Origin of the sequence: Rhodopirellula islandica, assembly GCF_001027925.1 — a bacterium.
Classification (GTDB): Bacteria; Planctomycetota; Planctomycetia; order Pirellulales; family Pirellulaceae; genus Rhodopirellula; species Rhodopirellula islandica.
On record NZ_LECT01000007.1, the window covers coordinates 63,772 to 90,135 of the forward strand.

Annotated in this window: 16 protein-coding genes; 10 read left to right on the forward strand and 6 right to left on the reverse strand. The window is 57.2% G+C overall.

All coding sequences use genetic code 11. The features are described 5' to 3' along the window. The first annotated feature begins 348 nt into the window (after positions 1–348). From RISK_RS03130 to RISK_RS03140, 3 genes are all read left to right on the forward strand, one after another. On the forward strand, positions 349–1,746 hold the full coding sequence (locus tag RISK_RS03130; protein ID WP_047812803.1) for a tetratricopeptide repeat protein: 1,398 nt from the start codon (positions 349–351) through the stop codon (positions 1,744–1,746). 316 nt (positions 1,747–2,062) lie between these two features. Beyond that, positions 2,063–3,601, forward strand: a complete 1,539-nt coding sequence (locus RISK_RS03135; RefSeq protein ID WP_047812804.1) for a trypsin-like peptidase domain-containing protein — start codon at positions 2,063–2,065, stop codon at positions 3,599–3,601. 2 nt (positions 3,602–3,603) lie between these two features. Next, the gene (locus RISK_RS03140; protein WP_083434750.1) at positions 3,604–4,416 is read left to right on the forward strand and encodes a hypothetical protein; all 813 of its coding nucleotides are present in this window, start codon (positions 3,604–3,606) and stop codon (positions 4,414–4,416) included. A gap of 34 nt (positions 4,417–4,450) precedes the next feature. On the opposite strand, the gene RISK_RS03145 is transcribed toward RISK_RS03140, so the two are convergent. After that, a complete protein-coding gene (locus RISK_RS03145; protein WP_047812806.1) occupies positions 4,451–4,948 on the reverse strand; it encodes a response regulator in 498 nt (165 codons plus the stop codon). A 1-nt stretch (position 4,949) separates the two neighbouring features. Continuing rightward, entirely contained in the window at positions 4,950–5,474 is a 525-nt protein-coding gene (locus RISK_RS03150; RefSeq protein WP_047812807.1) for a hypothetical protein, read from the reverse strand. 426 nt (positions 5,475–5,900) lie between these two features. Between RISK_RS03150 and RISK_RS03155 the strand changes: the two genes are divergently transcribed. Then, complete coding sequence (locus RISK_RS03155; RefSeq protein WP_047813007.1) at positions 5,901–7,670, forward strand: alkaline phosphatase; 1,770 nt, start codon at positions 5,901–5,903, stop codon at positions 7,668–7,670. A gap of 127 nt (positions 7,671–7,797) precedes the next feature. After that, on the forward strand, positions 7,798–8,784 hold the full coding sequence (locus RISK_RS03160; RefSeq protein WP_047812808.1) for a Gfo/Idh/MocA family protein: 987 nt from the start codon (positions 7,798–7,800) through the stop codon (positions 8,782–8,784). A gap of 1 nt (position 8,785) precedes the next feature. Here the strand turns inward: RISK_RS03160 and RISK_RS03165 are convergent, their stop codons facing one another. Both RISK_RS03165 and RISK_RS03170 read right to left on the reverse strand, forming a co-directional pair. Then, positions 8,786–10,309, reverse strand: a complete 1,524-nt coding sequence (locus RISK_RS03165) for an RtcB family protein (protein WP_047812809.1) — start codon at positions 10,307–10,309, stop codon at positions 8,786–8,788. An 88-nt stretch (positions 10,310–10,397) separates the two neighbouring features. Further along, a complete protein-coding gene (locus RISK_RS03170) occupies positions 10,398–11,672 on the reverse strand; it encodes a hypothetical protein (protein ID WP_236695984.1) in 1,275 nt (424 codons plus the stop codon). Between the two features lie 456 nt (positions 11,673–12,128). On the opposite strand from RISK_RS03170, the gene RISK_RS03180 reads away from it, so the two are divergent. From RISK_RS03180 to RISK_RS03200, 5 genes are all read left to right on the forward strand, one after another. Beyond that, the gene (locus RISK_RS03180; protein ID WP_047812812.1) at positions 12,129–15,656 is read left to right on the forward strand and encodes a mechanosensitive ion channel domain-containing protein; all 3,528 of its coding nucleotides are present in this window, start codon (positions 12,129–12,131) and stop codon (positions 15,654–15,656) included. A gap of 446 nt (positions 15,657–16,102) precedes the next feature. Beyond that, positions 16,103–17,221 carry an FG-GAP-like repeat-containing protein gene (locus RISK_RS03185; protein ID WP_047813008.1) on the forward strand — a complete coding sequence of 373 codons (1,119 nt, stop codon included), beginning with the start codon at positions 16,103–16,105 and terminating at the stop codon, positions 17,219–17,221. A 19-nt stretch (positions 17,222–17,240) separates the two neighbouring features. After that, positions 17,241–17,654 carry a nucleotide pyrophosphohydrolase gene (locus RISK_RS03190; protein WP_083434751.1) on the forward strand — a complete coding sequence of 138 codons (414 nt, stop codon included), beginning with the start codon at positions 17,241–17,243 and terminating at the stop codon, positions 17,652–17,654. Further along, positions 17,651–18,427: a sulfite exporter TauE/SafE family protein gene (locus RISK_RS03195; protein WP_047812813.1), complete on the forward strand. Its 777-nt coding sequence runs from the start codon at positions 17,651–17,653 to the stop codon at positions 18,425–18,427. Before RISK_RS03190 ends, RISK_RS03195 begins: the two co-directional genes overlap by 4 nt. A 93-nt stretch (positions 18,428–18,520) precedes the next feature. Continuing rightward, on the forward strand, positions 18,521–19,375 hold the full coding sequence (locus RISK_RS03200) for a TerC family protein (RefSeq protein WP_047812814.1): 855 nt from the start codon (positions 18,521–18,523) through the stop codon (positions 19,373–19,375). Here the strand turns inward: RISK_RS03200 and RISK_RS03205 are convergent. Then, the gene (locus RISK_RS03205) at positions 19,369–23,370 is read right to left on the reverse strand and encodes an FG-GAP-like repeat-containing protein (RefSeq protein ID WP_047813010.1); all 4,002 of its coding nucleotides are present in this window, start codon (positions 23,368–23,370) and stop codon (positions 19,369–19,371) included. The genes RISK_RS03200 and RISK_RS03205 overlap by 7 nt on opposite strands. A 96-nt stretch (positions 23,371–23,466) precedes the next feature. After that, positions 23,467–26,361, reverse strand: a complete 2,895-nt coding sequence (locus RISK_RS03210; RefSeq protein WP_047812815.1) for an Hsp70 family protein — start codon at positions 26,359–26,361, stop codon at positions 23,467–23,469. Positions 26,362–26,364: the final 3 nt, after the last annotated feature.

Sequence of the window (26,364 nt, forward strand, 5' to 3'; positions counted from 1 at the left end):
AGATCAGTCCCGAAAGGTTACAATCGTTCAGGTCCTAAAAAAGCACCTAATTGTTGCAATGAGCACAATCCTTGCAACCGACGCAATCATCCTACAGCACGCAGGTTTCGCGTGGTCAACCAGCCGGGGCTCCTAGATCGGGGGGCCCAAACGATCGCGGGTGGGAAATCCTAGGAACATTTGCTTTTCCCCGGCGGCGTCCCTCGTGAGAGAAGATTCTGGTTGATAAATTTCTTCTTTCGCACACTCAGTCCCTTCAGCGATTGGATCGTCCGGGGGACTCCGTTGTGAGGCCGGCAGCCACTGATGGCTTGGTCTCGACCGAACTTGCACCTTCCGAAGAAATCTATGAACGCCCTGTTAGACTCCCTCCGTTGGGCCGCCCGCACCGGATCGTCCGCCATCGTCATCGCGGTGGCGTGCGGGATCACGCCTGCCATCAGCTTTGCTGCCAAACCGGGGCAACCCGTGGTCGCTCGCGTGGAAATGCAATTTGCGAAGGATGACAAGGTCGTTGATGTCATCGCCAAAGGTGACTTGTTGACGGTCGTGGAAGATCGCGGCGAGGACTACGTGATCGTCACCCACGATGGGACGCGGGGGGCAGTGGACAAGGTCAACGCCTTGGAATTAGCGGAATCGACTGAGATTTACACCGATTTGATCGAAGAATTCCCCGAGGAAGGCCGCTACCACACGCTTCGTGCCTCGGCTTGGTGGGCGTTGGGAGAACAGGACAAGGCGATGGAGGACTTCAACAAAGCCATCGAAAAGGGCTACGAAGAGGCCCACGCTTACAGCAGTCGCGGTTTGTTCTACGCCGCTCGCGGTGAACATGACGAGGCCATCAAGGATTACGAGCGTGCCTTGCAGCTGGATCCCGAAGACATCACGCCGATCATCAATCGTGCCGCTGTCCGGATGGCTCAGCGTGAATTCGAGGCGGCAATTGGGGATTACACCGAGGCTCTGGAGGTTCGGGAGGGGAACGCCGGCCTGCTTCGCCAGAGAGCGCTGGCGTACAAGTCCGCGGGCGAAATGGAAAAGGCAATCCAGGACTACGATGCGATCGTGGACGACAACCCGGAAGATGTCGCTGCGGTCATGGGACGCGGCTACATCCGATTTCAACAGCATGAGTACGCGGCTGCGGCGGCTGATTTTTCAGCGGCGATCGAGCTGAATGAAAAGGATCCTGTGGCTTGGAACAACCGTGGCTACAACCGCTACCAACTCGGCAAAGCCAAGGAAGCTCTCACGGATTACGAGCGGGCGATTGAGTTGGCGCCGGAGTACGGATTGGCTCACCAGAACCGGGCTTGGTTGCTGGCCACGACCGAGGATGAATCATTGCGGGACGCGGATGCCGCCGTGGAAGCGGCGAAAAAGGCTTGCGAGCTGAACGGCTATGGCAACATCAGCGATCTGTCTGCACTCGCGGCCGCCTTGGCAGCTCAAGGCGAATTCAAGGAGGCAGTGGGCTGGCAAGAAAAGGTGGTTGAGTCGGCTCCGGAGGACGCGAAGGAGTTTGCTGGCAAAATCTTGGATCGATACCGAGCTGAAAAGCCTTACATCGCGGATCCGATTGCGGCTGAAAAAGCGGAACTTGCTGCCGCCGAAAAGGAGGCCAAGAAGAAAGCTGATCAAGAGAACGCGGAAGCGAAGAAGGCCGCTGCGAAACAGTTGGCGGAGCAGGCTGAGAAGGAGGCCGAAGCCACGGGCCTGGAAAAGGCCGAGTCGCGTTGAGAGCGTCTTAGCAGACGAATTCCAGTGCCGATTGAGAACGCTGGCCTTGGCACGTGGACGGCACACTCTCGTCACGATCTTGGTGTGGATGCCCCCCACACGAACTTCGTACGCTCCACTTTTTTAGAAATTCTCGGCAGAAAGACTCAAGAATTGGCGGACCGCCGAATCAATTGGGGTTGCCGTGGTTCCCGCCGATGTCCGACCATCGCGCGGCGGACACAAGGCTGTTCTCTTCGTCTCCAAGGATGGTGAAGAAGAGAACCCAAACGCTTTGTGCTGATTGAACTTTTCCATCGTCCAAGGAGGGACGAGAGTGCAAACGACTCATCAACTGGCTGGCGTTCTCGATCGATCACGGCAAATTCGTTGGTTTGCTCAGCACCTCATGATTCAGTTCATGACGGCGTGCTTTGCGCTTTCGGCTTTGGCATCGTCCGCTGCGGGCAACGACGCTGTTTTGCTGGAGTTCTCTTCGGCTCAGTGCGGCCCGTGTTTGGCGATGAAACCGGTCGTCTCCGAATTGATCGCTCGCGGTGTTCCCGTCCGCCAAGTGGACGTCAACAAAGAAGCCCATTTGACCCGCCGCTTCGGAATCCGCAGCACGCCAACCTACGTGGTGCTTCGGGAAGGCGAAGAAGTCACGCGATTGTTGGGCGTTCAATCGGTGAGCGAACTTTCCGCCGCGTTGAACCAAACCGCTGCCGGGCCGTTGATTCCGACACGCAGCACTTCGACCGAGCCGGCGTGGAGCGAACCTCAAACCCGCTTGGCTCCCCTGACCTCCGGGCAAAATGCAGTCGATCGCAGTCCACGACGCGCGATTCGCAAGGAACGAGCCGACAGCGATTCGAATCCTGCGAACGATTGGCAGGCAATGAACAACGCTGCTGCACCGTCCGCTCAATTGGTGAGCTCACGAGACGCGGCGATGGAGCCCATGCCCAGCATGTCTCTGGCTGATGCGATCGAAAAGGCAAAGGCCGCGACGGTACGCCTGCGAGTGTTCGACGGTCGTGGCTACGGAGCTGGTACAGGAACGATCATCGATACCAACGGCGATGAAGCCTTGGTGCTGACCTGCGGTCACCTTTTCCGTGACGGCGAAGGCAAAGATCGAATTGAAGTGGATTTGTTCGTCGCGGGGGAAGTTCGGACCGTCGCTGGACAAGTCGTCGACTACGACGCGGGCGATCGTGACATTGGCTTGGTCGCCATTCGGCCCGGGTTTGCGGTGGAGCCTGTGAAAGTGATTCAAGAAGGCGAGACCGTCAAAGTGGGGCAGACGGCATTCAGTTTTGGATGCGATCGCGGCGATGATCCCAGCCGCCGTGACACCCGCATCACGGGGGTCGACAAATACAATCAAAATCTCGGTGCATCCAATCTTGAGATCGATGGCGCTCCGATCGATGGCCGTAGCGGAGGTGGCTTGTTCGATGACCGTGGTGTGTTGATCGGTGTTTGCAACGCCGCCGATTACAAGTCCGATCTCGGGATCTACACTGGACCGGGGTCGGTTCACTGGCAGTTGGAGCGAATTCAGCTGGGACGTTTGTATCAAGGCAGTCCCGCGGCTCCCGTCAGCAACCAATTGGCAGCGACGCAGTCCAGTCCTGCAGCACCTGCGAACCAATTCGTTAACGAACCAGCACTCAATGCTCCCAGTCAGTTCGGTGCCAACGTCGCAGCGGCGGCAGCCTCTGCGCCAGCCATGGCATCCGCCGGAACGGCGACCGAGATGATCGTGATTTTGCGGGATCCTGACGGCCAGCAACGCGAACAGGTGATGACGTTGAGCAGTCCCGATGCCGATCTGGTCCGACAAATTCGCCAAGCTGCGATGAGCCGGTAGTGATGGCAGGTCGAGGCCTGCGATACACACTTGGTATCCTGTTTTGCCGCGTCATCCCAGCATCGATCTTCCGGTATCGCTGCATGGAAATCGTGCGGCTCGACGATGTGTCAAAGAAAGATGTGCCAAAGAACCAAGGGGCGAATCAGCGATCGGAAGAGGCTCCTTACCGAGTTCGGCTGGCTGAGTCATCCGACGAGCTTGCGAAGATCGAACGTGTGACGCTATTTGATCGATGTTCGTATCAGCAAAGTGCGGGCTCCGGCATTGCTTCCGATTCAGACGAGCCATCCCTTTCCGCGTACGGATTGGCTCGGGACACCGTTTCGGGATCCAAAGTCGGGGCAACCGAGCCGGCTCAGTCCTGGAGTGAAATCGTTGGGGGCGTTTGGATCGCAACCGACCGATTCATTGAATCGGACCTGCATTTGCAAATCGACTTGGCCAAGCATCAACGCTGGCTTTTCGCGGCGAGATTGTCGCCTGAGGTTCGCGGTCGCGGCGCCTATTCAACGCTGCTTCACGAAGTGCTCGCGGCAGAATCCCCGACTGGATCCGGAGCGGCCAGTCAAGTGACTGCTCGCGATGAGGTGACGGCGGTTTGGGCCGCGATCAATCCAACGAACCACCGCAGCGTGAGGGCTCATGCTCGATTCCGAATCGCGACCGCCGGGCGGATTCACTTGATTCGGATTGGATCACTCGCCGTTGGTTGGCGAGGCAGATCGTCCGCTGGATTCCAGTTGTCGATCAATCGAAGCTGGACGATTCGTGGAACCGAGTTTCCGATTTTGATGCGGGTCACAAAGGTTTGAAGCGGGCCGCGATCGCCCGACTGGTCAAACGCGTCTAGACGCCCATCGTTCCAGATCGTGCCGGGCTTGGATTGCCGGCGGCGGCAGACACGGCGGCCTGTTGCAGGTGGATCATCAATTTCTTGTGGTCGCGAACGACTCGCAGGAACTCGTCTTCGCTGACGGGTTTTTGAATGTAGTCGCAAACTCCCAGTTCATCGCATCGAGTTCGATACGAAGCTTCCTCGCAGGCGGTCAACACCACAGTGGTGACACGTGCGGCGTCAGACTGCAGTTCTCGCATTTCTTCCAGCACGTCGATTCCAGTGCCATCGGGCAGGATCATGTCCAGGAGCAGCAAGTCCAATCGCGGGGCGCGTGCGAAGATGCCGGTTCGTTTCATGAACAAGATCGCTTCATGAACGCTGCGAACCAGCGTCAATCGGTGGTGCAGACCGCTTCGTCGCAGCGCGTGGATTGTCACCCGCGCGTCAACCAAACCGTCTTCGACCAACAGAATTTCCATTGGTTTGGTGCGTGAATCGCCTAGCATTCTACAACTCCCTTTCGATCAGTTCGGCTTCGAGACGTTCATGACGGGTCATCTGACGTGTGAAGTGGGCAACCTGTTCGGCAAAGCTGACCACAGCCGATCGATCACAACCTCGATATTGTAATTCCTCCGACTGCTCCACGAGATCACAAAGGTCCAGGTACAGCCTTTGATGCTGTTCGAGGGCCAATTGAAGCTGTTGCTGCACCTCTGCAAAGTCAGGCGAGGCATTGGCCAGTTGGGGGGTTGGGCCGACGGTTCTCAGGTAGCCGTAGGACTCTTCCAGGCCAAATTGAAAGGCGATGAGGTCTCTCAATTCGCCAAGGGCACGCACAAATTGCTTGATTAGAGCTTGGCTGGTCGTGTCGGGGTCCCAGTGTTCCGCCTCGCAGAGAGCTCTCAATTCACTGGCTGCGAGCCAGAGATTGGGATTGCTGTCCTTGATTTCTTGCAGAAAAGCCGCGTTGATCAAGATTGTTTGGGAGGTGTTGTCACCGTCCCGGACCATCGCAGGCGGGGCGATCATTGGTACCACCCTCCGAAGATCGGGTTTTGCGCTCGTCATGCCAGTGTTATTCCTCCGTGCTTTGGTGGCCCGTGCTCTGGAAGATCATGCCCAGCAATCGAGTCCAGGGCAGAGACAGTGAGAGTACGACTGTGGGATCATGTCGTCAAGGAATTTTGCCAGGGGGGTGGCGTGGAATGTCACCTCATCGCAGGTTGTCGAGGAGCAGAGTTCCCCTAATCGTTGCGGTTTGACGGAACGAAGACGACAACTGGGGGTGACGCCGTGATCATCTGTCATGCATCGATCGAATTCTGAGGACACTTCTGAACCGATTCTTATTAGGATCTTTGCAATTGCCCCGTTTGACGAGTGGACTTTTGAAGACATGATGTCACTTTGTCCGGTGCCCTGCCTCCCACGCCCCCTTCAAAGTTCCGTGAATCAATGATCTCGACGCGTTTGCTGCCGGTTGCTTGCTTGCTTCTCTCCTCGTTGGCAGGGCTGGCCGTCACGCCAGTTGTTGCCGAGGAAACCGTTGGGAAGATTCTTGAGAAGGCCAAGAGTTTGGTCGACGTCGATGATTCGAGAGCTCCCGGAACGACGGCTTCCGGGGAGCCAATTGTCGATCCGATGCGAGACATGCAGTCCAACGCGATCAAGAAACAATCCGCACCTTGGGGACATTGGGGCAGCAACCCCAAGAAGTACAGTACCTGGACCAACCACAGCAATCGGATGGTGCCGCTCTACACGTTCGGCTTCACGCTGAATGAATTGCGAGAAAGAGGAAGCCTGTACAGCAACCCGGGTCGCATGCGCGAGCACTTCGGACGCGTGGATGAAAAGACGCTGAACCCCAACGCCAACTACCACGATCAAGTTGACGTTCATGATTTGCAGATGGCCGCAGCGAAGGCGGGCAAACGGCATGTGATCCTGATGGTCTTTGACGGAATGGATTGGCCAACGACGCGTGCGGCGGCTCTGTATCACAATCAAAGCAATCGCTATGACACTGGCCGGGGGACTGGGTTGTTGTTCCAAGACTATCGTGGCGTGAAGACCGATTTCGCGTTCATCGTCACGACACCGTTTTCGTCCGGCACGAAGTATGACGTCAACTCACAAACCGTCACGGCACCCAATTCCGAGTCCACCGGTGGCTTCTCCGCCGAGCATGGGGGAGCGAAGCCATGGCATGAGCAATCTCGTCGTGAATATGTGATTGGACAAGACCGCTTGGTCCCGCACACAGTCGCTGATTCGGCTGCGACGGCAACTAGCCTGATGGCCGGCGTGAAGACTTACAACGGTTCGATCAACGTGCTGCCTGATGGATCACACGCCGTGCCAGTCGCTCAAAAATTGCAAGCCGATGGCTTCAAGGTGGGGGCGGTGACCAGTGTTCCGGTCAGCCATGCCACTCCCGCGGCTTCGTATGCAAACAACGTCATTCGTCAGGACTATCAAGACATCAGCCGAGACTTGGTTGGGCTGCCATCATCCTCCCATCGCAACGACCCGCTGCCTGGATTGGACTTGTTGATCGGCGGCGGATGGGGCGAAGGCACCGGGGAAGACAAATCCCAAGGCGACAACTTCATGGAAGGAAACAAATACTTCCACGAGTCGGATCGTGATGCGTTGAAGAAGGCTTACGCAGAGGGAAAGCCTCATTCGTACGTGTTGGTTGAACGGACCGAGGGTCGCCCCGGCGCGGACGTGTTGCAAGAAGCGACCGAAAAAGCCATCGCGGAAGACACTCGCTTGATGGGCTACTTCGGAACCAAAGGCGGACACCTCCCCTTCCAAACTGCCGATGGCAATTTCAATCCGACCTTTGACGTCAAGGGAACAGAGCGATACACCCAAGCCGATGTGGTTGAAAATCCAACGCTGTCTGACATGACTCAGTCCGCCTTGCAGTTCTTGTCGGCCCCGAAGAAGGGCGCCGATGAACGATCCAAATTCTGGTTGCTGGTCGAAGCTGGCGATGTTGACTGGGCCAACCACGCGAATAATTTGGACAGCAGCATCGGTGCGGTGCTCAGTGGCGACAAAGCCTTTGCAACCATCGTGAACTGGGTCGAAGAGAATGAGGCATGGGACGACACCGCAGTCTTCGTCACCAGTGACCACGGTCACTTCTTGGTGATCGAAAACGTCGACGCGATCAGCAACGCAGCCCAGAAAGCCGCGGCTGCGAATCGCTGATTCCGTGAGCCCATCGGGGCTGGACTGGAAAGGTTGAAGTGCCTTTGCAATCACCCCGCCTTCCCGCCGCCATCAAAGTCCCTTGCAGTGTTGCCGAGTTCGTCGGATCAAAAGGAAGTGAATCTCAATGACAATCCGCTGGGGACTGATCGGCACGGGTGACATTGCCCACAAACGCGTTGCCGCGGCGATCAAGGACGACCCTCGTTCCGAATTGGTCGCCGTTTGCCGGCGCAGCGAACTGGAACTGAATCAGTTTGCGGATCAGCACTGCGTTCCACACCGATTCACCGACGCGGAGCAATTGATCGCATCACCAGAAGTGGATGCGGTTTACATCGCCACACCCGTCGATTGCCATTGCCCGCAAACCATCGCGGCGGCCGAGGCGGGCAAGCATGTTTTGGTTGAAAAACCAATGGCGATCGATCCGGAACAATGCCAACGCATGATCACTGCCTGCGAACGCGCGGGGGTGACCCTGGGCGTCGCCTATTACCGACGTTTCTATCCTGCCGTTGAACGGATCCAACAACTGATCCAGTCAGGGACTTTGGGCCGTGTGCTGTCGATCGCTTGCGTGACCGGCAACCCCAACCGGTTTCCTGCTGATGATTGGCGGGTGGTGCTTGCCCGAGGTGGCGGAGGACCGTTGATGGACATCGGGAGTCACCGGTTGGATTTGTTCCTGCACTTGATCGGCGATATCCGATCGGTTCAATCCAGCCGAATCGATTCCGCTGACTTCGAAGCGGAACAGGTGGCGACGTTGTTGATGCAATTCAACAACGGTGTCCACGGTGTGTTGCAAAGTTACTTTGGCACCGTCAACGCTCCCGATCGCTTGGAGGTCATTGGAACGGACGGTCGGGTCACCATCGAAGAACTCAACGGCGACGAACTGAAGTTGTTCACCGCGGACGGACTCACGCGAGAATCCCATCCACCGGCGGACAACCTGCACGCGCCGTTGATCGAAGACTTCACGCTGGCGTTGGAAGAAAATCGCGAGCCGGGAATCACTGGATCGCGTGGCAAGCAAACCAACGACATCATCGAAATGGCTTACGCAAACGCCGACGATTCCAAAGGAGTCGTTGACGTTCGGTCTTGAGTCAATCGTCAGCGGGGGCACCGTCTTTGAGCACGAACTTGGCTGTGAGTCGGGCAACTTCCTCTGCCAAGCCCGCTTCCGTCACGCTCTTGAGAACCTCGGTGAAGTCCTTGTAGGCATCCGGCGCTTCGTCCCGCGGGTACACTCGGCAGTTGCTGATCACGTCGTGGTCGAGCAGGTTTTTGTCGACGACCATTTGGTTGAGATTCTTCTTCGCTTTGGTTCGACTGAGTTGTCGTCCCGCACCGTGATTGACGCTGAACGCCGACACGGATGCACCGGGTCGAGCGACCATGATGGAGGAGCCATCGCGAGGGTTCCCCGGCAGCAGGATCGGGTGACCGGTCGATTCAAAATCGGTGCCCGCCAATTGTTCATGCCCCGCCGGGAACGCTCGCGTCGCGCCTTTTCGATGGACCCATTGTTGGCGTCCGTCGACCGGTTCTTGGCGAGCGATGTTGTGGCTGATGAAGTAGATCAATTCGCCTCGAATTCCCGGGAACACTTCACGGAAGGATTCGAGCACCAATTGATTGATCAGCAGGTGATTGACCGTTGCGAAGTTAGCTCCCATGGCCATGTCGCACAGGTACCGCTGGCCTTCGGGGGAGTTCGCTTCGGCGTAACACAGTTGCGGATCGCCAGCGGGAAACGCCAGGCCACTGGATTGGAAATGCGACTTCATCGCGCGGAATTGTCCCATCGCTAAATCGTGACCGAAACCACGTGACCCGCAATGAGACAAGAACGCGACGCGACCGTGTCGCAGTCCCCACTGTTCACCAACGGATCGTAGTTTGGGGCATTGTGACAACGACACGACCTCGGCTTCACCAAAATGGTTGCCCCCGCCGTAGCTCCCCAGTTGCCGAAACTTGCTTTCAATTCGATCGCGTTTGTCTCGGTCGCGTCCCATCCATTCCAATCTCGCTGCAAGCGTGTCGGTTGATCCATCGGGAGCGGAATGCGATGCGTCTTCGCAGCGGTTTGCCCAGGCCTTAGGGATGCCCAACTTCTTGAGCACCGACTTCGAGGCACCTTCGGTCGCCACCTGGAAACCAAGCGGTCCGTCAACACTGCGGCTTTTGGGGACATGTCGTTGACCACGGCCTGCGCCGGTGGGGACTCGTTTCGCAATCGCTTGGATCACCCGGCGACGAATTTTCCAATCCGCGATTTCCTTTTCCGGTAGATCCGTTTGCAGCAAGCTCATGCTGCACTTGATATCGACCCCCACAGGACCAGGATAAACGTGGGTCGGGGAGACCATCACACAACCCACCGGCGCACCGTAACCGACGTGGGCGTCCGGGTTCAGCACGACTTGCGAAACGCCAGGAGCCAAGCGACTGTTGATGGCTTGTTGAAAGGTTTGACTTCCAAACGATTGCCGGATGGGATCGGTCCCGATCACGGTGATGGGCGAGCAGTTATCGCCGACCGGCAAACTTGCCATCGCTGGGCCGCTGATCTGCAGCATTTCGTGCATGGTGTCCATCGCACTTGTCCTCTTGAGTTCTTTCATGAGCTTGATTGAACAACAAGAGAACACGAGTTTTCAAAGGTTCGCGGCGAATCCTTTGAAACCGAAGCTACATCAAGAAGCGACCTGGTCAATCAGCTCGCGTGGGAAGCGTTCCGCGGAACAATTCGATCAGTTCTGTTTGGCGATTGAACAGATCTTTGGAGAGGGGTTGTTCGACTTTCGGCAAACGCCGGGGGCGGTCCCCACCTTGGCTTTCAGTCGGGGCGAGGGCTGGGGTTTCGCTCGGTGAAAGTTTGACGTCGCTGTTTGCGAGTGGCGACCATGAGGGGGACGTTTCAAATTCTTCCTTGGACGTTTGGACCCCAAGTGATTCTTTTACAAACGAGGCCGCTGCGACCTGTTTGAGAGGCACTGCGTTTGGTGATGTTGGGGAGTTGGACTCAGGGCGAGTTTCTTTCAATTCGCTGAGTCGTGGAAGCTGATCAATAAAGCTTTCCAAGGTTTTTAGGAGCGCCGAATCGCTGGGCAAGGACGTCGTGTGTTGGCGATGGGAAGTCTTCTGGCCATGGTCTTGCTGGGCCATTCTCACCAAAGGGCTCGCCGCGGGATCGCCTGGCACACAGTGCTTCAAGATTTCCCGCAGGTTGGCCTCGGTGATTCGGCGGGTTGGACGACTGGAATGAATCGGACGAATCAGCTGGAGATCGCCGGCATCGTCACTCAGGCTTTGATCGTGACATTGAGCGCACCGGGCCAAAAGGATGGGTTGAATTCGTGCTGTGAAGGCATGCAGCAACCAAGAGTCCATGACCTCTTCGTGCAGTCGGTCGGTCGGGGTGGACTTCGGTGGAGCAATCGGCAAATCATGGTTTTCATGAATGCTCGTTGAAGACACCGCCAGGACGTGCTCTTCGGTCGTCTCGACGTAGCTGGCCTGTTGAACATCACTTGGCGGAGAATCGGAGGAGTCTGGGCGGGCGATGTTCCGAAGTCGTGATTCCAGGTGTTGAGCTTCGGTGTTGTTGGGATCGAGTTGATAGACGTCCATCAACTGCTGAACCGCCTGAGGATGCAGTCCTTGGTCGACACACCAACGGGCAGCAGACAAGGCTCGCGGCAGTGGTCGTGGCGATGTTCTGGCGGCGAGCCATTCCTGGCGAAGTTCAAAGAGTGCCTCCAGGTTGTCTCGTGCACCGATCACCTCTTTGGCAGGGAGTCGGATTTCCGAACCGCCCCGACGGATGACGATGGATTCACCAGCGATTTGCACGTCACCCCGGAGGACGCGGTCATTGCGAAGCAGGATGAAATCGGATTGGTCGTCGGGTGAATTCGATGCCTTTGAGTGCCCTGACGCGTTGTTTTCGGAGGCATTCGTCACGGACGCAACGGATTGTGCCATGAGGTCGTGGGATGGGCGAATCCCGCCGATCATGATCCCTGCCAGCACGAACCAACTGGCGCACCACAGGAACCAACGCGGAGTGTCAAAACGCTCTGACGCAAAACGCGGAGGCACCCATCGACCTGCCGCGAAAATTTTTCGCGTTGGAGCGGGGTGGACTTCTACATGCGGGAAAAACTGGTTCATATTCGACGCAGCTACCAAAACGGAGGGCTCGGAGTCAACGTACGACCTTGCATTTTCAGCATTCGGACTGAATTGGCACATGATTTGACTGACTTTGACACTGGCGTGTATTCCGCGGTTGAGAACCTTCTCGGGAAATTGAGGCTTTGAAACACGAGGGCGCCCGGGTTTGGGCTTTCGGTCGTGTGCTGCTTTTCGAGACACTCGCCGGGCTTGGTTTCAACGTAATTTTCAGTGCTCACCGACCCCTCGTTTCGACGATCCACCATGCTCCTTGACGGACCATCCATTCGCTCCGGTCGTTCTCGAACTGTTCGGCAGTCTGCGATATCAAAGTCGCTTGGCTGGGGACTGGCGATTTGCTTCTGTGCAGGGGTTGCGTGCAGAGCGAATGGTCAGGGCGCTGTTCCAAATTCGTCGGCCGTTCCAACGCCAGCAGCGTCCGAGCAATCCATTCTGCAGGTCGCGGCCTACGCACCGTTTCAAGCCGATGAGTCGTCTGGCACCGCGGCGACCGGAGGGGGAACCGCAGAAGCCACTCCCAAGCCGAAGAACGACCTGAGCAGCGTGGAAGCGGTTGTCGCGGAAATTGAATCCGTGAACAACGACGCGATCTTGGATCCGATGTTGAAGAATCGGTTGCTGGAGTCTCTCAAGAGTCTGCAGGCCGTCTTGACCGCGCGGCAAGAATTCGGCAATCGCGTGGCGTCGTATGAAAAGTCGCTGCTGTCGATCGCGGAAGAAAAGAAACGTTACAAAACGCTCGCCGCGCAAGAAGTTGTGGTCACGCCAATCGAAGCGGATCGCTACATGGCGATTGAGCAAATTCAGCAGAGACAAGCGGAAGCCAGCCTCAGCTTGGATGCTGCGCGCAGCAAGTTGCAGAAAATCGAGTCGGACATCACGACTCGGAAAGAGACCTTGGAGAAACTGCCCGAGCAAATTGTTCAGACCCGGAAAGAAATTGAACGACTGTCTGGCGAAACGATCGGCGAAATCAATGATGATCCCGACGGACGTTTGCGCCATATTCGGGAGATTGAACTGAAGGCAAAGCTGGAAGAAGCACGCCAACGTTTGGCGGCGTATCAGCAACAGCAGACGCTCTTCGAATCACAGGGCGACCTCTTGCCGTTGATGAAAACGGCAGCGGAAAAGGAATTGGCCGAAGCGGAAGCAAAGGCGCAAGCCTGGTCGGCAACCTTGGCAAAGAAACGCCAAAGCGAAATCGGCAAGGATCTGAAAGATTTCAAACGACAATTGGAAGCCAAGGGCGATGACCCCGAAGACTCATTGATCTTATCGCTCCAAGATCGCTGGATACGGATCGCCGGCGAGAAAGATCGCATCAGCCGAACGCTCAACGACGAGAGGGCGGAACTCGACAAGCTGTCCGAACGCCGCACGAAAATCGAGAAGGACATTGAAGAGAACATCGCGACGTCCGGTGGGTTGACCAGCACGTTGGGGGTCGAGTTGCTGTTGCTCAAGAACAAACTCCCTGCCCTGACGCCCATCAGTGCTCGCATTACCGAGTTGCGGCAAAGCATTGAGAGCAATCGGGCGCTTCAAACGCAATTGGAGTTGACCCTGGAAGGGATTCTGGACAACTCATCGATCGGGCTCTCACTGGAGAACATCGAAGGCGTTTCGATGCCACAAGGAAAACTGACTGAAGATGAAATTCGGTTGGTCAACAAATTCATCTCCGATTTGAGCGACTACATCGTTCAGATGGTCAGCCTGCAAAGCCAGTTGGAGCAAAAGCAAAGGCTGGTTCTGAATCTGAATTCGATCATCGATACAAAAATCGTCTGGATCAAAAGTCAGCCAGCCTTTCGGTTGAACGACCTGGTGGTTTCATGGCAGGTCTTTCGCGCGATCGTTCACCCCGACAATTTGCTGCTCATCGGACGCTGCGTGCTCAAGGGGCTGCTCAATCGCCCCGAGCTGATCGCGATCGCAATGATTGCAATCTTCACGATTCTTTACGCTGGGGCACGCTTGCGTCGACGAATCGCGACGCACGGGGAACGTGCCCGCAGTCGGCAAAGCGTCTCTTTGAAACCCACTTTGGCGGCGACCGTGCTGTCGTGGGCGTTGGTGCTGCCGTTGGTCGGGTTGCTGTGGATCCTCGGGGACGCGTTGCTGGCGTCCGGTGCCAGCGAAGCGATTGTCCGGGCCACGGCCAAGGCATTTCATTTGGCGGCGGTGGCGGTGACTCCGATTGAATTGTTGCGTCAATGTCTGCGTCGGGAAGGGTTGGCCGTGGCGCACTTTGGTGCCGATGAAACGTCCATCGGGCCGCTTCGAAAATGGTTGCGATTGATGATCGACATCGGCGTGCCACTTTTGATTTTCTACGGCATTGCAGAGAACCTCGGTCGCTGGCAAGCCGCCGCGGCGCTGAGTCGCGTGATGTTGGTGCTGGGGATGATTCTGGTCAGCGTCGTGTTGTGGCGATCGTTTTCGCCCGCCACAGGAGTCTTTTCCAAACACATTCAGCTCAATCCAAACGGTTGGATGTCTCGGCTGAGGTACATCTGGTTTGGATTCATCCTGGTGGTGCCGCTGGCCCTTGCTTTCATCGCCTTGATTGGCCTGAGCAGCGGTGCGCGTGTCTTGGTCGAACAACTCTATCTGACGCTGTGGCTCTGTTTGCTGACTTACTACATCAGCGGATTCGTCAACCGTTGGCTGCTGACCAATCGCCGTCGGTTGACGATGGCAGTTCACAGGGAACGCTTGGAAGAATCGGAGCGTTTGGGAGCGGGCGGAGTCGAAATCGAACCGAGCACTTCGATGGAAGCCTCCGAAATCAATGCACAGACAACTCGATTGTTGCAGACCATTCTGTTCATCGTTGCTTTGGTGGGGGTGGCGTTGGTGTGGTCGCCGGTGTTGCCCGCGGTCGAGTACTTGGACCAAGTCAAACTGGGGTGGACCACCACCGACGGTGACGGCAACGTTTCTCCGGTCACGCTGAAGAACATTGTTTTTGCGATCCCGATCATCGTGTTGACTTGGGTGTCGGTGCGGAACTTGCCTGGCTTGATTGAAGGCGTGTTGCTGGAACGGTTGCCGTTGGACAAACCGGCTCGGTACGCGATCACGACGCTCGGGACCTACGCCTTGATCACCTTTGGCATTTTGATGACGGCCAAGGCACTTGGACTGCACTGGCAGAACATTCAGTGGCTGGTTGCGGCGCTGGGGGTCGGCCTCGGGTTTGGGTTGCAAGAAATTTTTGCGAACTTCGTCAGCGGTTTGATTTTGTTGTTCGAACAGCCCATCCGCGTCGGCGACGTGGTCACGCTCGGCGACACGACGGGCGTGGTGGCTCGGATTCGAATACGTGCGACCACCGTGACCAACTGGGATCGCCAGGAACTGGTGATCCCCAACAAGGATTTGATCACCGGGCGACTGGTCAACTGGACTCTGACCGACAGCACGAACCGGATTGTGGTCAACGTGGGAGTTGCCTACGGCAGTGACACGGAAGTCGCCTGTGAATTGCTGCGAACCATTTGCGATGAGCATCTTAAAATCTCGAAGGATCCCGGTCCGGTGGTGACATTCGAGGGCTTTGGGGATTCGACCCTGAACTTGGTGCTCAGGTGTTATCTGGCGACGCTGGATGATCGTTTGAAGACCATTCATGAGTTGCACACGGAGATCAACAAACGCTTCAATGCAGCAGGGTTGGAGATCGCTTTCCCACAACGCGACTTGCATCTGCGTTCCTTGCCACCCGAATTGATGGAACGGCTGGGGACGTCGCAGAAGAGCTGATCAGTTCGGCTCGGATATTCTTCCCTTTCCGGAGCCGATATCGTGCCGTTTTCTGGTGCTGCTTTTCGGCAGAATTCCACATGGCGCACCTCTCCCGAAACGAAGTTTGGGGAGAGGTCGAGCGACGCCGTTCAGGCGTACGCGAGGGTGAGGGCCGGGCATGGGAAGTGGCGCGGATGGACCTCCCCCGGAAATCTCGCTGAACGCTCGTTTTTCGACCCCTCCCGTTGGCAACGGGCGGGGTTCTCAAGGCGTTACTGGCACCGCGTTTAAAACTGCACGACCTCAGCCAGCGGATTGCGATGGCGATGCCTGCGTGAGACCGCTTTGAACTACAATGGCCAGGAAAAGTGGCGTTCTTCTTCTGGAGTGATTGTTTGATGCGGTTTCGTACCTTGTTTGCTGGTTGTTGTTTGCTCGGATCATTGTCGGCCCCGGTCGCTGAGTTGTCAGCGGAAGAGGCGTCGGCGTTTGAGATTCGTTTGTTGACCCTGGATGCCAATGAAGGCATCGCCGCGGGGGACGTCGATGGCGATGGCAAGACCGACTTGGTCGCCGGACGCAACTGGTTTCGCAACGGCGATTGGGCTCCTCGTCCCTTGCGAGCGATCGAAGACTGGAACGGCTACGTTCAGAGCAATGGCGACTACCTGTTTGACGTTGACTCCGACGGGAAGTTGGATGTGATTGCGGGATCGTTTTTACCCACCGAGGTGAAGTGGTATCGCAATCCAGGCGACGAAGCGTTGCAACTGGGGAAAATGTGGCCCGAGTCCACTTTGGTCGACACAGGGGCCTCCGCCAACGAAGGCCAATTGTTCGAGGACATCGATGGCGATGGCCGTCCCGAATGGATTGTGAACAGCTGGAAGAATGAGGTTCCGACGGTGATTTGGCGGCTTGAACCGACCGAATCGAAGGAGGCCGGAAAGCCAGCCTATGAATTGAAACGTCAGGTCTTAGGAGAACAATTCAATGGCCACGGAATTGGCGTCGGCGACATCAACGGCGACGGTCGAAACGACATCCTGGTCGGTTGGGGATGGTATGAGCAACCCGCCGAAGATCCATGGGGACAACCGTGGATCGCCCACCAAGATTGGAAATTGCACGCCAGTTTGCCAATGCTGATTGAAGACATCGATCAAGATGGCGACCAAGACCTGATCTATGGCGAAGGACACAACTTCGGATTGCAGTGGTGGGAGAACACCGGGGTGGATGAGTCGGGATCCATCGAGTGGAAAGAGCATGAAATTGATCGTCGGTTCAGCCAGCCACACTCGATGATCTGGGTGGACTTGGATGGTGATGGCAGCAAGGATCTTGTGACCGGCAAACGCTACTACGCTCACAACGGAAACGATCCGGGCGGAAAAGAAGTTCCGTGTCTGTACTGGTACTCGTTCGATGTTGCGTCAAAATCGTTTCAGCGGCACGTGATTGACGAAGGCCGCGTGGGAACCGGGTTGCAGATCATTGCCGAAGATCTGAACGACGACGGCAAAATGGACCTGGCAGTGGCCGGAAAAAGCGGCACTTACCTCTTGTTAGCCAAACCCTGACGCTCGCTCGAAACCATTGATGACGCAATCTTCCACGGACCCCGTTGAATCCCCTTCTCCGGCCATCACGATTGCGGACGCGCAGGAACAGGTCGACCAATGGATTCAAACCATTGGCGTGCGGTACTTTGATGAAATGACCAATTTGGCTCAGTTGGTCGAGGAGGTTGGCGAGGTCGCTCGCATCCTTTCACGCACCAAGGGCGAGCAGTCCACCAAGTCGGGGGTGGTGCTGGGGGAGTTGTCCGATGAGCTCGCCGATGTGATGTTCGTCGTGATCTGCCTGGCCAATCAATCGGGCATCGATTTGACGGACGCCCTGCGGCGAAACCTCGAAAAGAAAACCAAACGGGATGAGTCTCGGCATCGCAACAATGCGAAGCTGGTGGGAGACGGGGAAGCGGCAAGATCTAAGTCGCCGGAATCCAAGTGAGCTTTCTTGAAATCCTGGCTCAGCCGGAAACGTGGCGTTTGGTGAGCATCTTGTGCTTGGGCATCTTCGTGCAAGCCGCCGCAGGATTCGCGGGCGGGTTGGTGATCGTGCCCTTGCTGCTGTGGGCGGGGTATTCGATTCCAGAAGCCCAGACGTCGTTGTTGGTCGCGACGATCCCTCAGAATCTGTGGGGAGTGATTTCGTTTCGGGATTCGCTGGAGCCCAAACGCCTGGTGTGGCCGGGGGCGGCGCGTTTGCTGTTCTTGCCGTTGGGCGTGTTGACGCTGCAGTGGATGGAATCGTTTTCGATGATGACGTTGCGGCAAGTCGTCGGCGCGGCGGTGTTGACGGCCACCCTGACGACGATGTTGTTTCGACCTCGACCGCGAGATCAAGTCGATCCGATGTGGAGCTACCTCGTGTTCCCGCTCTCAGGTTTTTTGCAGGGTTTGGTCGGGATGGGCGGGCCGCCGATGGTGCTTTGGGTGCAAGCTCACGACTGGGACACACGGCGAATGCGTGGGTTTCTGTTCTCGATGTACCTGATCAGTTTGGCACCGGGGATCGCCGTGCTGGCTTGGTTCTTCGGTTCACGTGTGATTCCACCGGCGTTGATTGCTGCCGCTGCGATCCCTCTTTTGCTGGTCGTCACCTTGGTCGGGCTGAAAGTCGGCACGGCCTTGGGGACGCAGCGTCTACGGCGGATCACGATGGCATTGTTATTGCTCATGGGGGTGGCTGGTTTGGCCGCACCTTGGTTGTCGCCCGTCTGATTTTTAAGTGAATGTCACGGTGTCAGGTTGGCTGAGCCGAATGGCTGCGTCTTGTATTTGTGTTGCGGGTTTGAAAGTCCTTTTGTGAGTCCCATGATGGATCTGATTTTGTCGTCGGTTGAGGTCGCGGCGGAAGCGCCGCTGTGGTCGGTGCCATCCTTGATTGCGCTGTTCGCGTTGACGCTGATGGAAATCGTGTTGGGCATCGACAACATTGTGTTCATCGCGATTCTGACCGGTAAATTGCCCGCCGAGAAACGTTCCTTCGCTCGGCGGTTTGGATTGTTTCTCGCGATGGGGATGCGCATCCTGCTGCTGTTGATGATCGGTTGGCTGATGAGTCTGCAGTCGCCGATTTTTGAACTGTCGTCGCTGGTCCCGGTGGAGACGCTGAAAGAGCACTTGATCGCCGACCCTGAGATCAACGAGATCAGCGGTCGCGATTTGATCTTGTTGTTCGGTGGTATGTTTTTGATGTTCACCGCGGTTCGAGAAATTCACCACAAAGTGGAAGGGGAGCACGACGACGACCCGCAGATGGACATGGATTTGCCCGAGGCCGATGCGGCGGTGAAATCGCGAAAACCGGTGACCGTGACTTCGGTGTTGGTTCAGATCGCGGTGATGGACGTGATCTTTTCGCTTGATAGCGTGATCACTGCGGTCGGGATGGCATCGCACCTGCCGATCATGATCGCGGCGGTGGTGATCAGTGTGGGGGTGATGATCACGTTTGCCAATCAAATCAGTGACTTCGTTCAGGAGCACCCAACTGTCAAAATGTTGGCGTTGTCATTCCTGATTCTGATTTCGGTGGTGCTGCTCAGCGAAGCCGTCGGAACGCCGATCAACAAAGGCTACGTTTACTTCGCGATGGCATTCTCAATGATGGTCGAGTTTTTGAACCTTCGCACAACGAAAAAAGTGGTCGTCCAGCCCGCTCAGTGAGCCTGTGCTTGGCTTCGACGCTCCGGTGTCATCTCGCCACGCGACCAGAATTGCCGGAACGGTTGTTCCCGCGAAAGGTGGTTGGCGTTGGTTTGACGTGAATTGGCCGCCTCGCTGATCTGCGAAGTGGTGGGCGGGTACTTGCTCATGGATTGAAATGGCAACGGCAGCGTTGATTGACCAGCCAACGTGTTCAGGTCGGCGTCCTTGTCCCAACCCACCCCGTGCAAGACGAAGTCGCGTTGCTTGGAAGCGGCCAGTGGTTCCTTGGGAACCGCGAAACGCAACCGGATCTCATCGCCGCCGCTGATGACAACCATGGAATCATCCCAGTCGGCGATCAAGTCCTCGACGGGGCCGTACTGGGTCAGTGGACCGTCCAGAGGCGGCCATCGCGGAGCATCCTGCGCCGTTTGGTAGTCGTAGGTCTCGGGTTGTTTGGAACCGGGGTGGATGCGTCGAGAAAAACCGTGCCAAGCCACTTCTGCAGACTGCAGTTGCAGCGGTCGCACGTCCACCAGGTCACGGAGTCGCTCGATCTCGGCCACTGTGCGAACGGACACCGCGGCCGAGTCCCAATAGATCTGGTTGGTGGTTCGGATTCGCACGCGAGGGTCGTCTCGGTTCATGAAATCGGTGACATCGACCACGATGGTTTTGTTCTTGCCGCCAGGGAACCCAATGAAAGGCGAGGCCATTTTCCAGCCGGATTCAGAGGCGTCATCAGGGACCCACAGCGAAGGAGGTTCGGGCGATGCAAGTTCAGGGTTCTGGTCAATTTGGATGTTCAGCGAGGTGTCTGTCGGAAGGATCCAACCGTTGAGAACCAAATGGATTTTTGCATCCCCGGAGGTCTCATTGGAGACACGATCACTGAGGTCCAGGTCGATCCAGTGGGGCGGGCAGAGGCCTTGTCGAAAGCGGTGTTCGAACCCTTGCACGTGCTCGCCATCCGTTTCGCGGAGGAGTGACGTGACATCGGTTCCCGCGGTATCGGTGGCTTTCAAAATCGGGCGAAGTTCCGATCGATCGAAGGCGTGGATCGTTGGTTCGGCGATCGAGGGTGGGCCCACCTTCTCATTGGTGAACACCACGATGTCTTCGGGGTGGTCAATCGCGGCCAATCCCAATTGGTCGAAGTAGGCGACTTCCCAAAGCTCTTCCGTGATTCGAAGTTCGTAGGCTCCGTCGTTGGGGGCCAAGAACTTTCCTTCGACCAGCAAGTGTTCCCAAGGTCGGTCAGGCACGACCACACCGGGGGACGTTTGCAGTCCCAGCGGCGCGGCCCACAAACAGTCGGTGACAAATTCAAATCGCTCGCCGTTGAAGGCATACAGGTAAGGGCAAGATCCTTTGAGCGTTTGTTCTTCTTCGATCATGACGCCAGGTTCAATCTTGGGAACCGATTGCGTCAGGCCGTTGGGGAAGATGACTCGCAGGTTCCCTGGGCCGACCAGACCATCAAGCCCAAAATGGGTGGTGGGTTCCGTAACAATGCGAGAGCGATAGTGCGGGCCAAAACGAAGTTCCAAAACCGAGCCCACGGCATAGTGGTTGACTCGTCCGCTGTTCGCATTGTTGTCATCAATGCCTTTGAAGCGAACGGAGACGGCTTTGCCGTCCAGTTCCGTTGAGTTGGAGGCGATGGAAATGGTGGATGCTTGGGGTTCACTCGCTTCCGACCAACCCGCTAAATCAAGACGCAAGTCACCATCGAAGTCGACGGCCGAGCGAATGTGAACCGCTGGATGGTCGGTCGCGTTTTTCCATTGCAGTTCTTGTTGCGGGCCGAAAGCGGAAGGCGAATCTTCGGAAATCGAGGTGGCTGAAAGTTCCAGCGCGGAGGAGGCGATTCCGCCACGAAGGCATTCGAAGAAACTGTCGTTGTCCAAGTCCGCAACGATGAGTGAGCCTGGTTGGGGTGCCGTTGGCTGTGTTGCGTCTTCCGTTGTCGGCCAGGAGAAAGGTGTGACCGCATCCACTCGCCAGACACCGATGTCGCCGGTGTGCGACAACACGAGTTGGCCTATTTCAGGCGACCCCAGCACGATGTCCCAGGACACATTGCCGTCGATGTCTTCGATGGCCAGCGAATCGACTCCTGGCAGAACCGGGATGTCGTCGAAGTACGAGAAGCGAAACTGCAGGTGAAGCAAGTTTTCGATCCAGCCGACGCGACCGGATTGAGGATGAACGGTCACGACGTCCAGGTCCAAATCGCGATCCAAGTCCGCGATCGCGAAAGCGACGGGGGGATCCTTTGGGTCCCACTCGCTTGCTTGTTGGTCATTCGTCGGCAACGGGAAGAACGTTCGGTTGCCACGGTTGACCAGCAATTCCCAGCCCCGCTGAGTTGCGGCCATGAGGTCGAGGTCACCGTCGCCTTCGAAGTCGCCACTGATCATTGCGTGGACGTTCTGGAGTGTCTCCAGCCCGTCGGCGGTGTCCGTTTTCAGAGCGTTTTCAGCCGTCGCGTCGGGGGTGCCGAAGTCTCTTCCGTCGACAACGACCAATTGAGCGCCCGAGTCGCCATAGAGGATCAGACTTCGAATTGTATTGTGGCTGCGTGAGGTTGTGTTTTGCCGAAGCCGCCCAGATGAACTGGAGTCAACCATGAACAGATCCGCGACCATCATGCCGGTCCACCGGCCGTCCACGTTCAAGGTTCCGTGGTTCTGCCAGCCCTCGTCACCTTGCATCCAAAGAAGCAACTGCGCGGAGTCCTCGCCGGGGTGCATCGAGACCAAGTCCATTCGGAAATCGAGGTTGGCGTCGATGGGAATCATCTCGGCCGGCACAGGGAGTTTTCCATCGGCGGAATCCGCCGCGGCCTCCACGCTCAGTGATTCCACTGCAAAAGACAACGCTCCTGAGGCCGATGGGATGCGAGATTGCTCGGAAACTTGCGCAGACAGACGACGCAGGGATTCAAACTGAATCAGATCCAAGGGGTGTGGTGACGCTCGACGACGATCGGTTTTAATCAGCTCGGTTGAGTTCAGCAGATTGAACCAGAGCATCATTTGGTTGTCGGCAGCTTCAAATTCACCGGCTTCCACCGAGGCCACAATTCCATCGACCAATTCACCAGGTGTCTTTCCGATCGGGGCGGTTTGTTGGCGAAGGGTGGGTTCGATCGACGCGGCCAGTGTTTGTGTCCGCCGGATCGCATCGACGGCTGATTTGGATTGATTCGCGATTCCAAGGCGGGCGGCTCGGACTGCCAGATAAAGGTTGTTGGGTTGTTGATCGGAAAGCTGTGTCAACGCGTTCGCGGCGGGATCCAGGATCGTGGCCGGAATCCCACGGATGGGATCTTCCAACACATCGATGACTTGGGTCAGCGTGCCCGCCAATAAAATGGAATTGTTCTTGCTGCCGTCGCTTTCAGTTGTGTTTTGGATCGATTCGATCAGTCTCGCAAAAACTTCCTTGCGGATGGACTGCATCACCGAGCGTGGCAGCAGTTTGGCTTCGTTCAGATCGACGCGGGCGTTCATCCATGTGGCAAGATTGGAATCGCCACCGAGTTCAACATACTTTTGGATCAGACCGCGAGTTTCGGATAGCAACGCTGCCAGACGCTGACGGGCAGCCTGCTTTTCGTCTTGTTTGGCGGAGGCGTCAGTGGCGACGGCCGTCAATTCGTCGATCGTCAGGGCTCGGTTCAGGGCCCGGTTCAGGGCGATCGAGAGATCCTCGGGACGAGTCTTGGAGAGCGAGGACCATGCCGTTTCGGCTTGGTCGGTTTCCAAGTTCTCCATCGAGGCCAGCGCAACTCGGTTCAGATCAAGGTTCTGCGACGCGAGCTGATTGGCATCTTCGTCGACCTCCGTGAGGGTGTCATCGTCGGCAACATCGGCTGGCCCGCGACTGAACCAATACCCTGCCCCAGCGAGCACACCAAGAGCGACGAGGGCGATCCCCCAGACGCTGGAAGTGGGCTGTTTGTTGGCCTGAGATTGCTGGTTGGCGGGGGATTGAGATGAAGTCACCGATAGCATCCTTGAAAAACAAACTGACACGAGCTCGAGAGCGGATGCAGTCTAACAAATGCGAGGGATTTCGATGCGGCAGACGATCGAATCTGCCTACCCTCGCAATTCGATTCCCAGCGGCAAGGTGTCTCCAAAGACGGCCTGTTGTTCTTCGTGGTCGAGTTGGCCGCCGTTCTTGACCAGTTCGGTCCAGTGATCCGGGGCGTCCAGCCGATCCAGCAGACTCAGGGCGCGGTCACGTGTGGGGTGATCGACATCACGAAAACGGTCGTCGCAGCGTCGGGTCATCTGCGTGATCGCGAATGCGGCTGGCCGCCTGGTTGCGTCGTCCTTGGTTTCAAGCGAGCGAGAATGAGCGAGTTTTTGGATCCAGTGCGAGACGTCCGTGGCTGGGACGATCAAATTCAGCGGCCCATATGCCAACACGCGAGACGCGAGACGGCCAAGCGTCCAAAACAAACTGGGGTACAGCGGCGACGCTTTCTTGCGATCCAGCGAGTCCATGACGGCGGTTGCAAAGCTTCGTTTCTGATCGATTGGAAGCCATTCCAGGGAACCGATGGTACGCCACGCTTCATTGGCTTCGGCCATGTCCTGGTTGCTGGTTCCTGCCAGCAGCCATTTGCCCAGCGATGTCGCCAGTTGGCTTTGCTGGCCCGCGGTCATCCCGCCCGCGATGCGTCGCCACATCACATAGGATTCAGCGCGGACTTGATGGTCCGGGTGGGAGATCTTTCCGTAGATCATTCGCCAGGTCTGAGAGGTTCGCCAGTCATCGACCGCGACGCCATATCCAGGACGCAACGCGAAACCGGCCAGGTTCAACCACCGCGACTCGTGGGCAGGTGAGCGTCGGCGGTTGTCTTGAACCTCCATCAGCGTTTCCCACAACTGACGCAGGAGCGCCGGTGGCCATTGATCGCGAGAATTGCCCAGTGTGGTTTGCAGGCGTTTGATCAGCAGCGACGGCTTGAGTGATCCGTCCACAAAGACACGTGAAATCAGCTGCCGGCATTCATCGAGCGTTTCTTCATCGACGATCCCGGCCGATTCACCGGCGTAGTCGTGCGATTCTCGGTCGGTTTCCAATGTTCCCCGAATATCAAATTCCAGCCGCCATCGTTTGTCATTGGAAACGCAGAAGAGTCCAACGGTGCCAATTTCAGAGAGTTCTGATTCGATCACGATTTGCATCGTGGATTGGTCGCGGCGTTTGCGATCTTTGAGTGCCGTTTGGATGGGCGGCAACGCGGTCATGGTGTTGGGGTCGATGTCGACGATGTCACCCGGACGGTCGGCCAAACGTGTGCTGCTGACCCAGAGTGGAAAACTGACGGGCACGCCAACTCGCAAATCCATTGGGACTTGGTCGATGCGATAGGATTGCCCGGCTTGCGCGTCCGCGGGGATCACGCACACGGCTCGCGGCGGGTTCTGTTCGATCTGCATGAAGTAAGTTCGTGCCAGGTTCGCGGCGATCCGAACCCCGTGCCCCCGACGAACCATGGCGTAGTGGGCGGCACCTTGAGCAACTGCCAGATCCAAGCGAGCGGATTCCAAGACGGCTGGTTCGGAAAACCACTTCGTCAGCGAACCGACCACTCGTTTGCGAATCGCCGGCGCGGTGAGCACGCCACCGTTGAAGAGGACCAAGTTGACTTGGTCGCTGTCCACGGAATTCGCCGCGTCCGCCGGTTGGTCATCCAGACCGGTGCGACGATGTTCGCGAAGAAATTCAGCGAGGTGTTTGGTGACGGCGGGGTCCGCTGCGTAAGGCAAGCCAACCTCTTGGAATCCGCTCTGTTGCGAATCGACTTCCGAGGTCATCTCGACGTCGGGGAAAAATCCGTCGAGCAACAGAGCGTCGACTTCCTCTGCGGTCATCTCAACGCTGAGTCCGCCACCGATCAACGAGGAGCCCTCGCCGGGCAAGTGAATGGTCGTGCACTCCGGTCGCGGTTCTGACAGGAACGTTTCTTTGGTTTGGCGTGCCGCAGCCAACAGTTGTTGCCATTGCCGTGGTGACAGCGTGCGTCCAAGTTTGGCTTCCGCTGCTTTCGCGACGGCCAGGTCCAGGTTGTCTCCGCCGAGAATCAGGTGTTTTCCCACGGCAACGCGGTGGAACTGAACCACGTTGGATTGATCGTCTTTGTCCGCAGGACGCACTCGAATGAGGGTCAGGTCGGTGGTGCCTCCGCCGATGTCGCAGACCAGGATGAGCTGGCCGACCTGAACCAATTCTTGCCATTCGTCGCGGTGCCGATCCAGCCAGGCGTAAAAGGCAGCCTGGGGTTCTTCGATCAATTGAATGCGGGGCAACCCAGCCATCTTTGCGGCGTGGATGGTGAGTTCACGTGCGACTTCGTCGAAGGAGGCTGGCAACGTGATGACGATGTCTTGTTGGGACATCGGATGCGCGGGGTGTTCCGCGTCCCAAGCATCGGCCAGATGTTTCAGGTAGCTGGCCGATGCGTCGGCGGGAGAGCGGCGTGGAACATCGTGATCTCCGTGCCATGGCAGTAGGTCCGCGGTGCGATCCACGCCTTCATGAGACAGCCAGCTTTTGGCCGAAGCAATTTGACGTCCGGGATGCAGCAGGCCAGCCACGCGGGCGTACTCACCGACGCAGGATGCCAGGCCAGCGTCCGTTGGGTTCAGCCACGGATGGGCGTCGCTGTGGGGGAGCTGTTCTGACGGGTGAAGCGTGTAGTGAAACGAAGGCAACGTGGGTCTGGATTCCGCCACGCCCAGATCGACCCATTGCGGCACCAAAAACGTGCGGACGGCAAAGTCCGTGTTCGCACCTTCCCTCGCTTCATTTTGCGAGACACTCTCCGGGGAAGAGGGATGTTTGGGATCGGATTCCGTTCCCGTGGCTTCGGTATCGACGTATGCCAGCACGCAATTGGTCGTGCCGAGGTCGATGCCGATGCAGTAGCGTGAGGGAAGCTGGTCGTCTGGTTCGGACGATGGGACGCGTGAATTCATGCC

Bases quoted from the DNA above. Each gene is read 5' to 3' on its own strand.
- RISK_RS03190 (WP_083434751.1), top strand. From the start codon at position 17,241: ATGACGCAATCTTCCACGGACCCCGTTGAATCCCCTTCTCCGGCCATC.
- RISK_RS03160 (WP_047812808.1), top strand. From the start codon at position 7,798: ATGACAATCCGCTGGGGACTGATCGGCACGGGTGACATTGCCCACAAA.
- RISK_RS03200 (WP_047812814.1), top strand. From the start codon at position 18,521: ATGATGGATCTGATTTTGTCGTCGGTTGAGGTCGCGGCGGAAGCGCCG.
- RISK_RS03180 (WP_047812812.1), top strand. From the start codon at position 12,129: ATGCTCCTTGACGGACCATCCATTCGCTCCGGTCGTTCTCGAACTGTT.
- RISK_RS03150 (WP_047812807.1), bottom strand. From the start codon at position 5,474: ATGATCGCCCCGCCTGCGATGGTCCGGGACGGTGACAACACCTCCCAA.
- RISK_RS03145 (WP_047812806.1), bottom strand. From the start codon at position 4,948: ATGCTAGGCGATTCACGCACCAAACCAATGGAAATTCTGTTGGTCGAA.
- RISK_RS03210 (WP_047812815.1), bottom strand. From the start codon at position 26,361: ATGAATTCACGCGTCCCATCGTCCGAACCAGACGACCAGCTTCCCTCA.
- RISK_RS03155 (WP_047813007.1), top strand. From the start codon at position 5,901: ATGATCTCGACGCGTTTGCTGCCGGTTGCTTGCTTGCTTCTCTCCTCG.
- RISK_RS03130 (WP_047812803.1), top strand. From the start codon at position 349: ATGAACGCCCTGTTAGACTCCCTCCGTTGGGCCGCCCGCACCGGATCG.
- RISK_RS03165 (WP_047812809.1), bottom strand. From the start codon at position 10,309: ATGAAAGAACTCAAGAGGACAAGTGCGATGGACACCATGCACGAAATG.
- RISK_RS03170 (WP_236695984.1), bottom strand. From the start codon at position 11,672: ATGGCACAATCCGTTGCGTCCGTGACGAATGCCTCCGAAAACAACGCG.
- RISK_RS03140 (WP_083434750.1), top strand. From the start codon at position 3,604: ATGGCAGGTCGAGGCCTGCGATACACACTTGGTATCCTGTTTTGCCGC.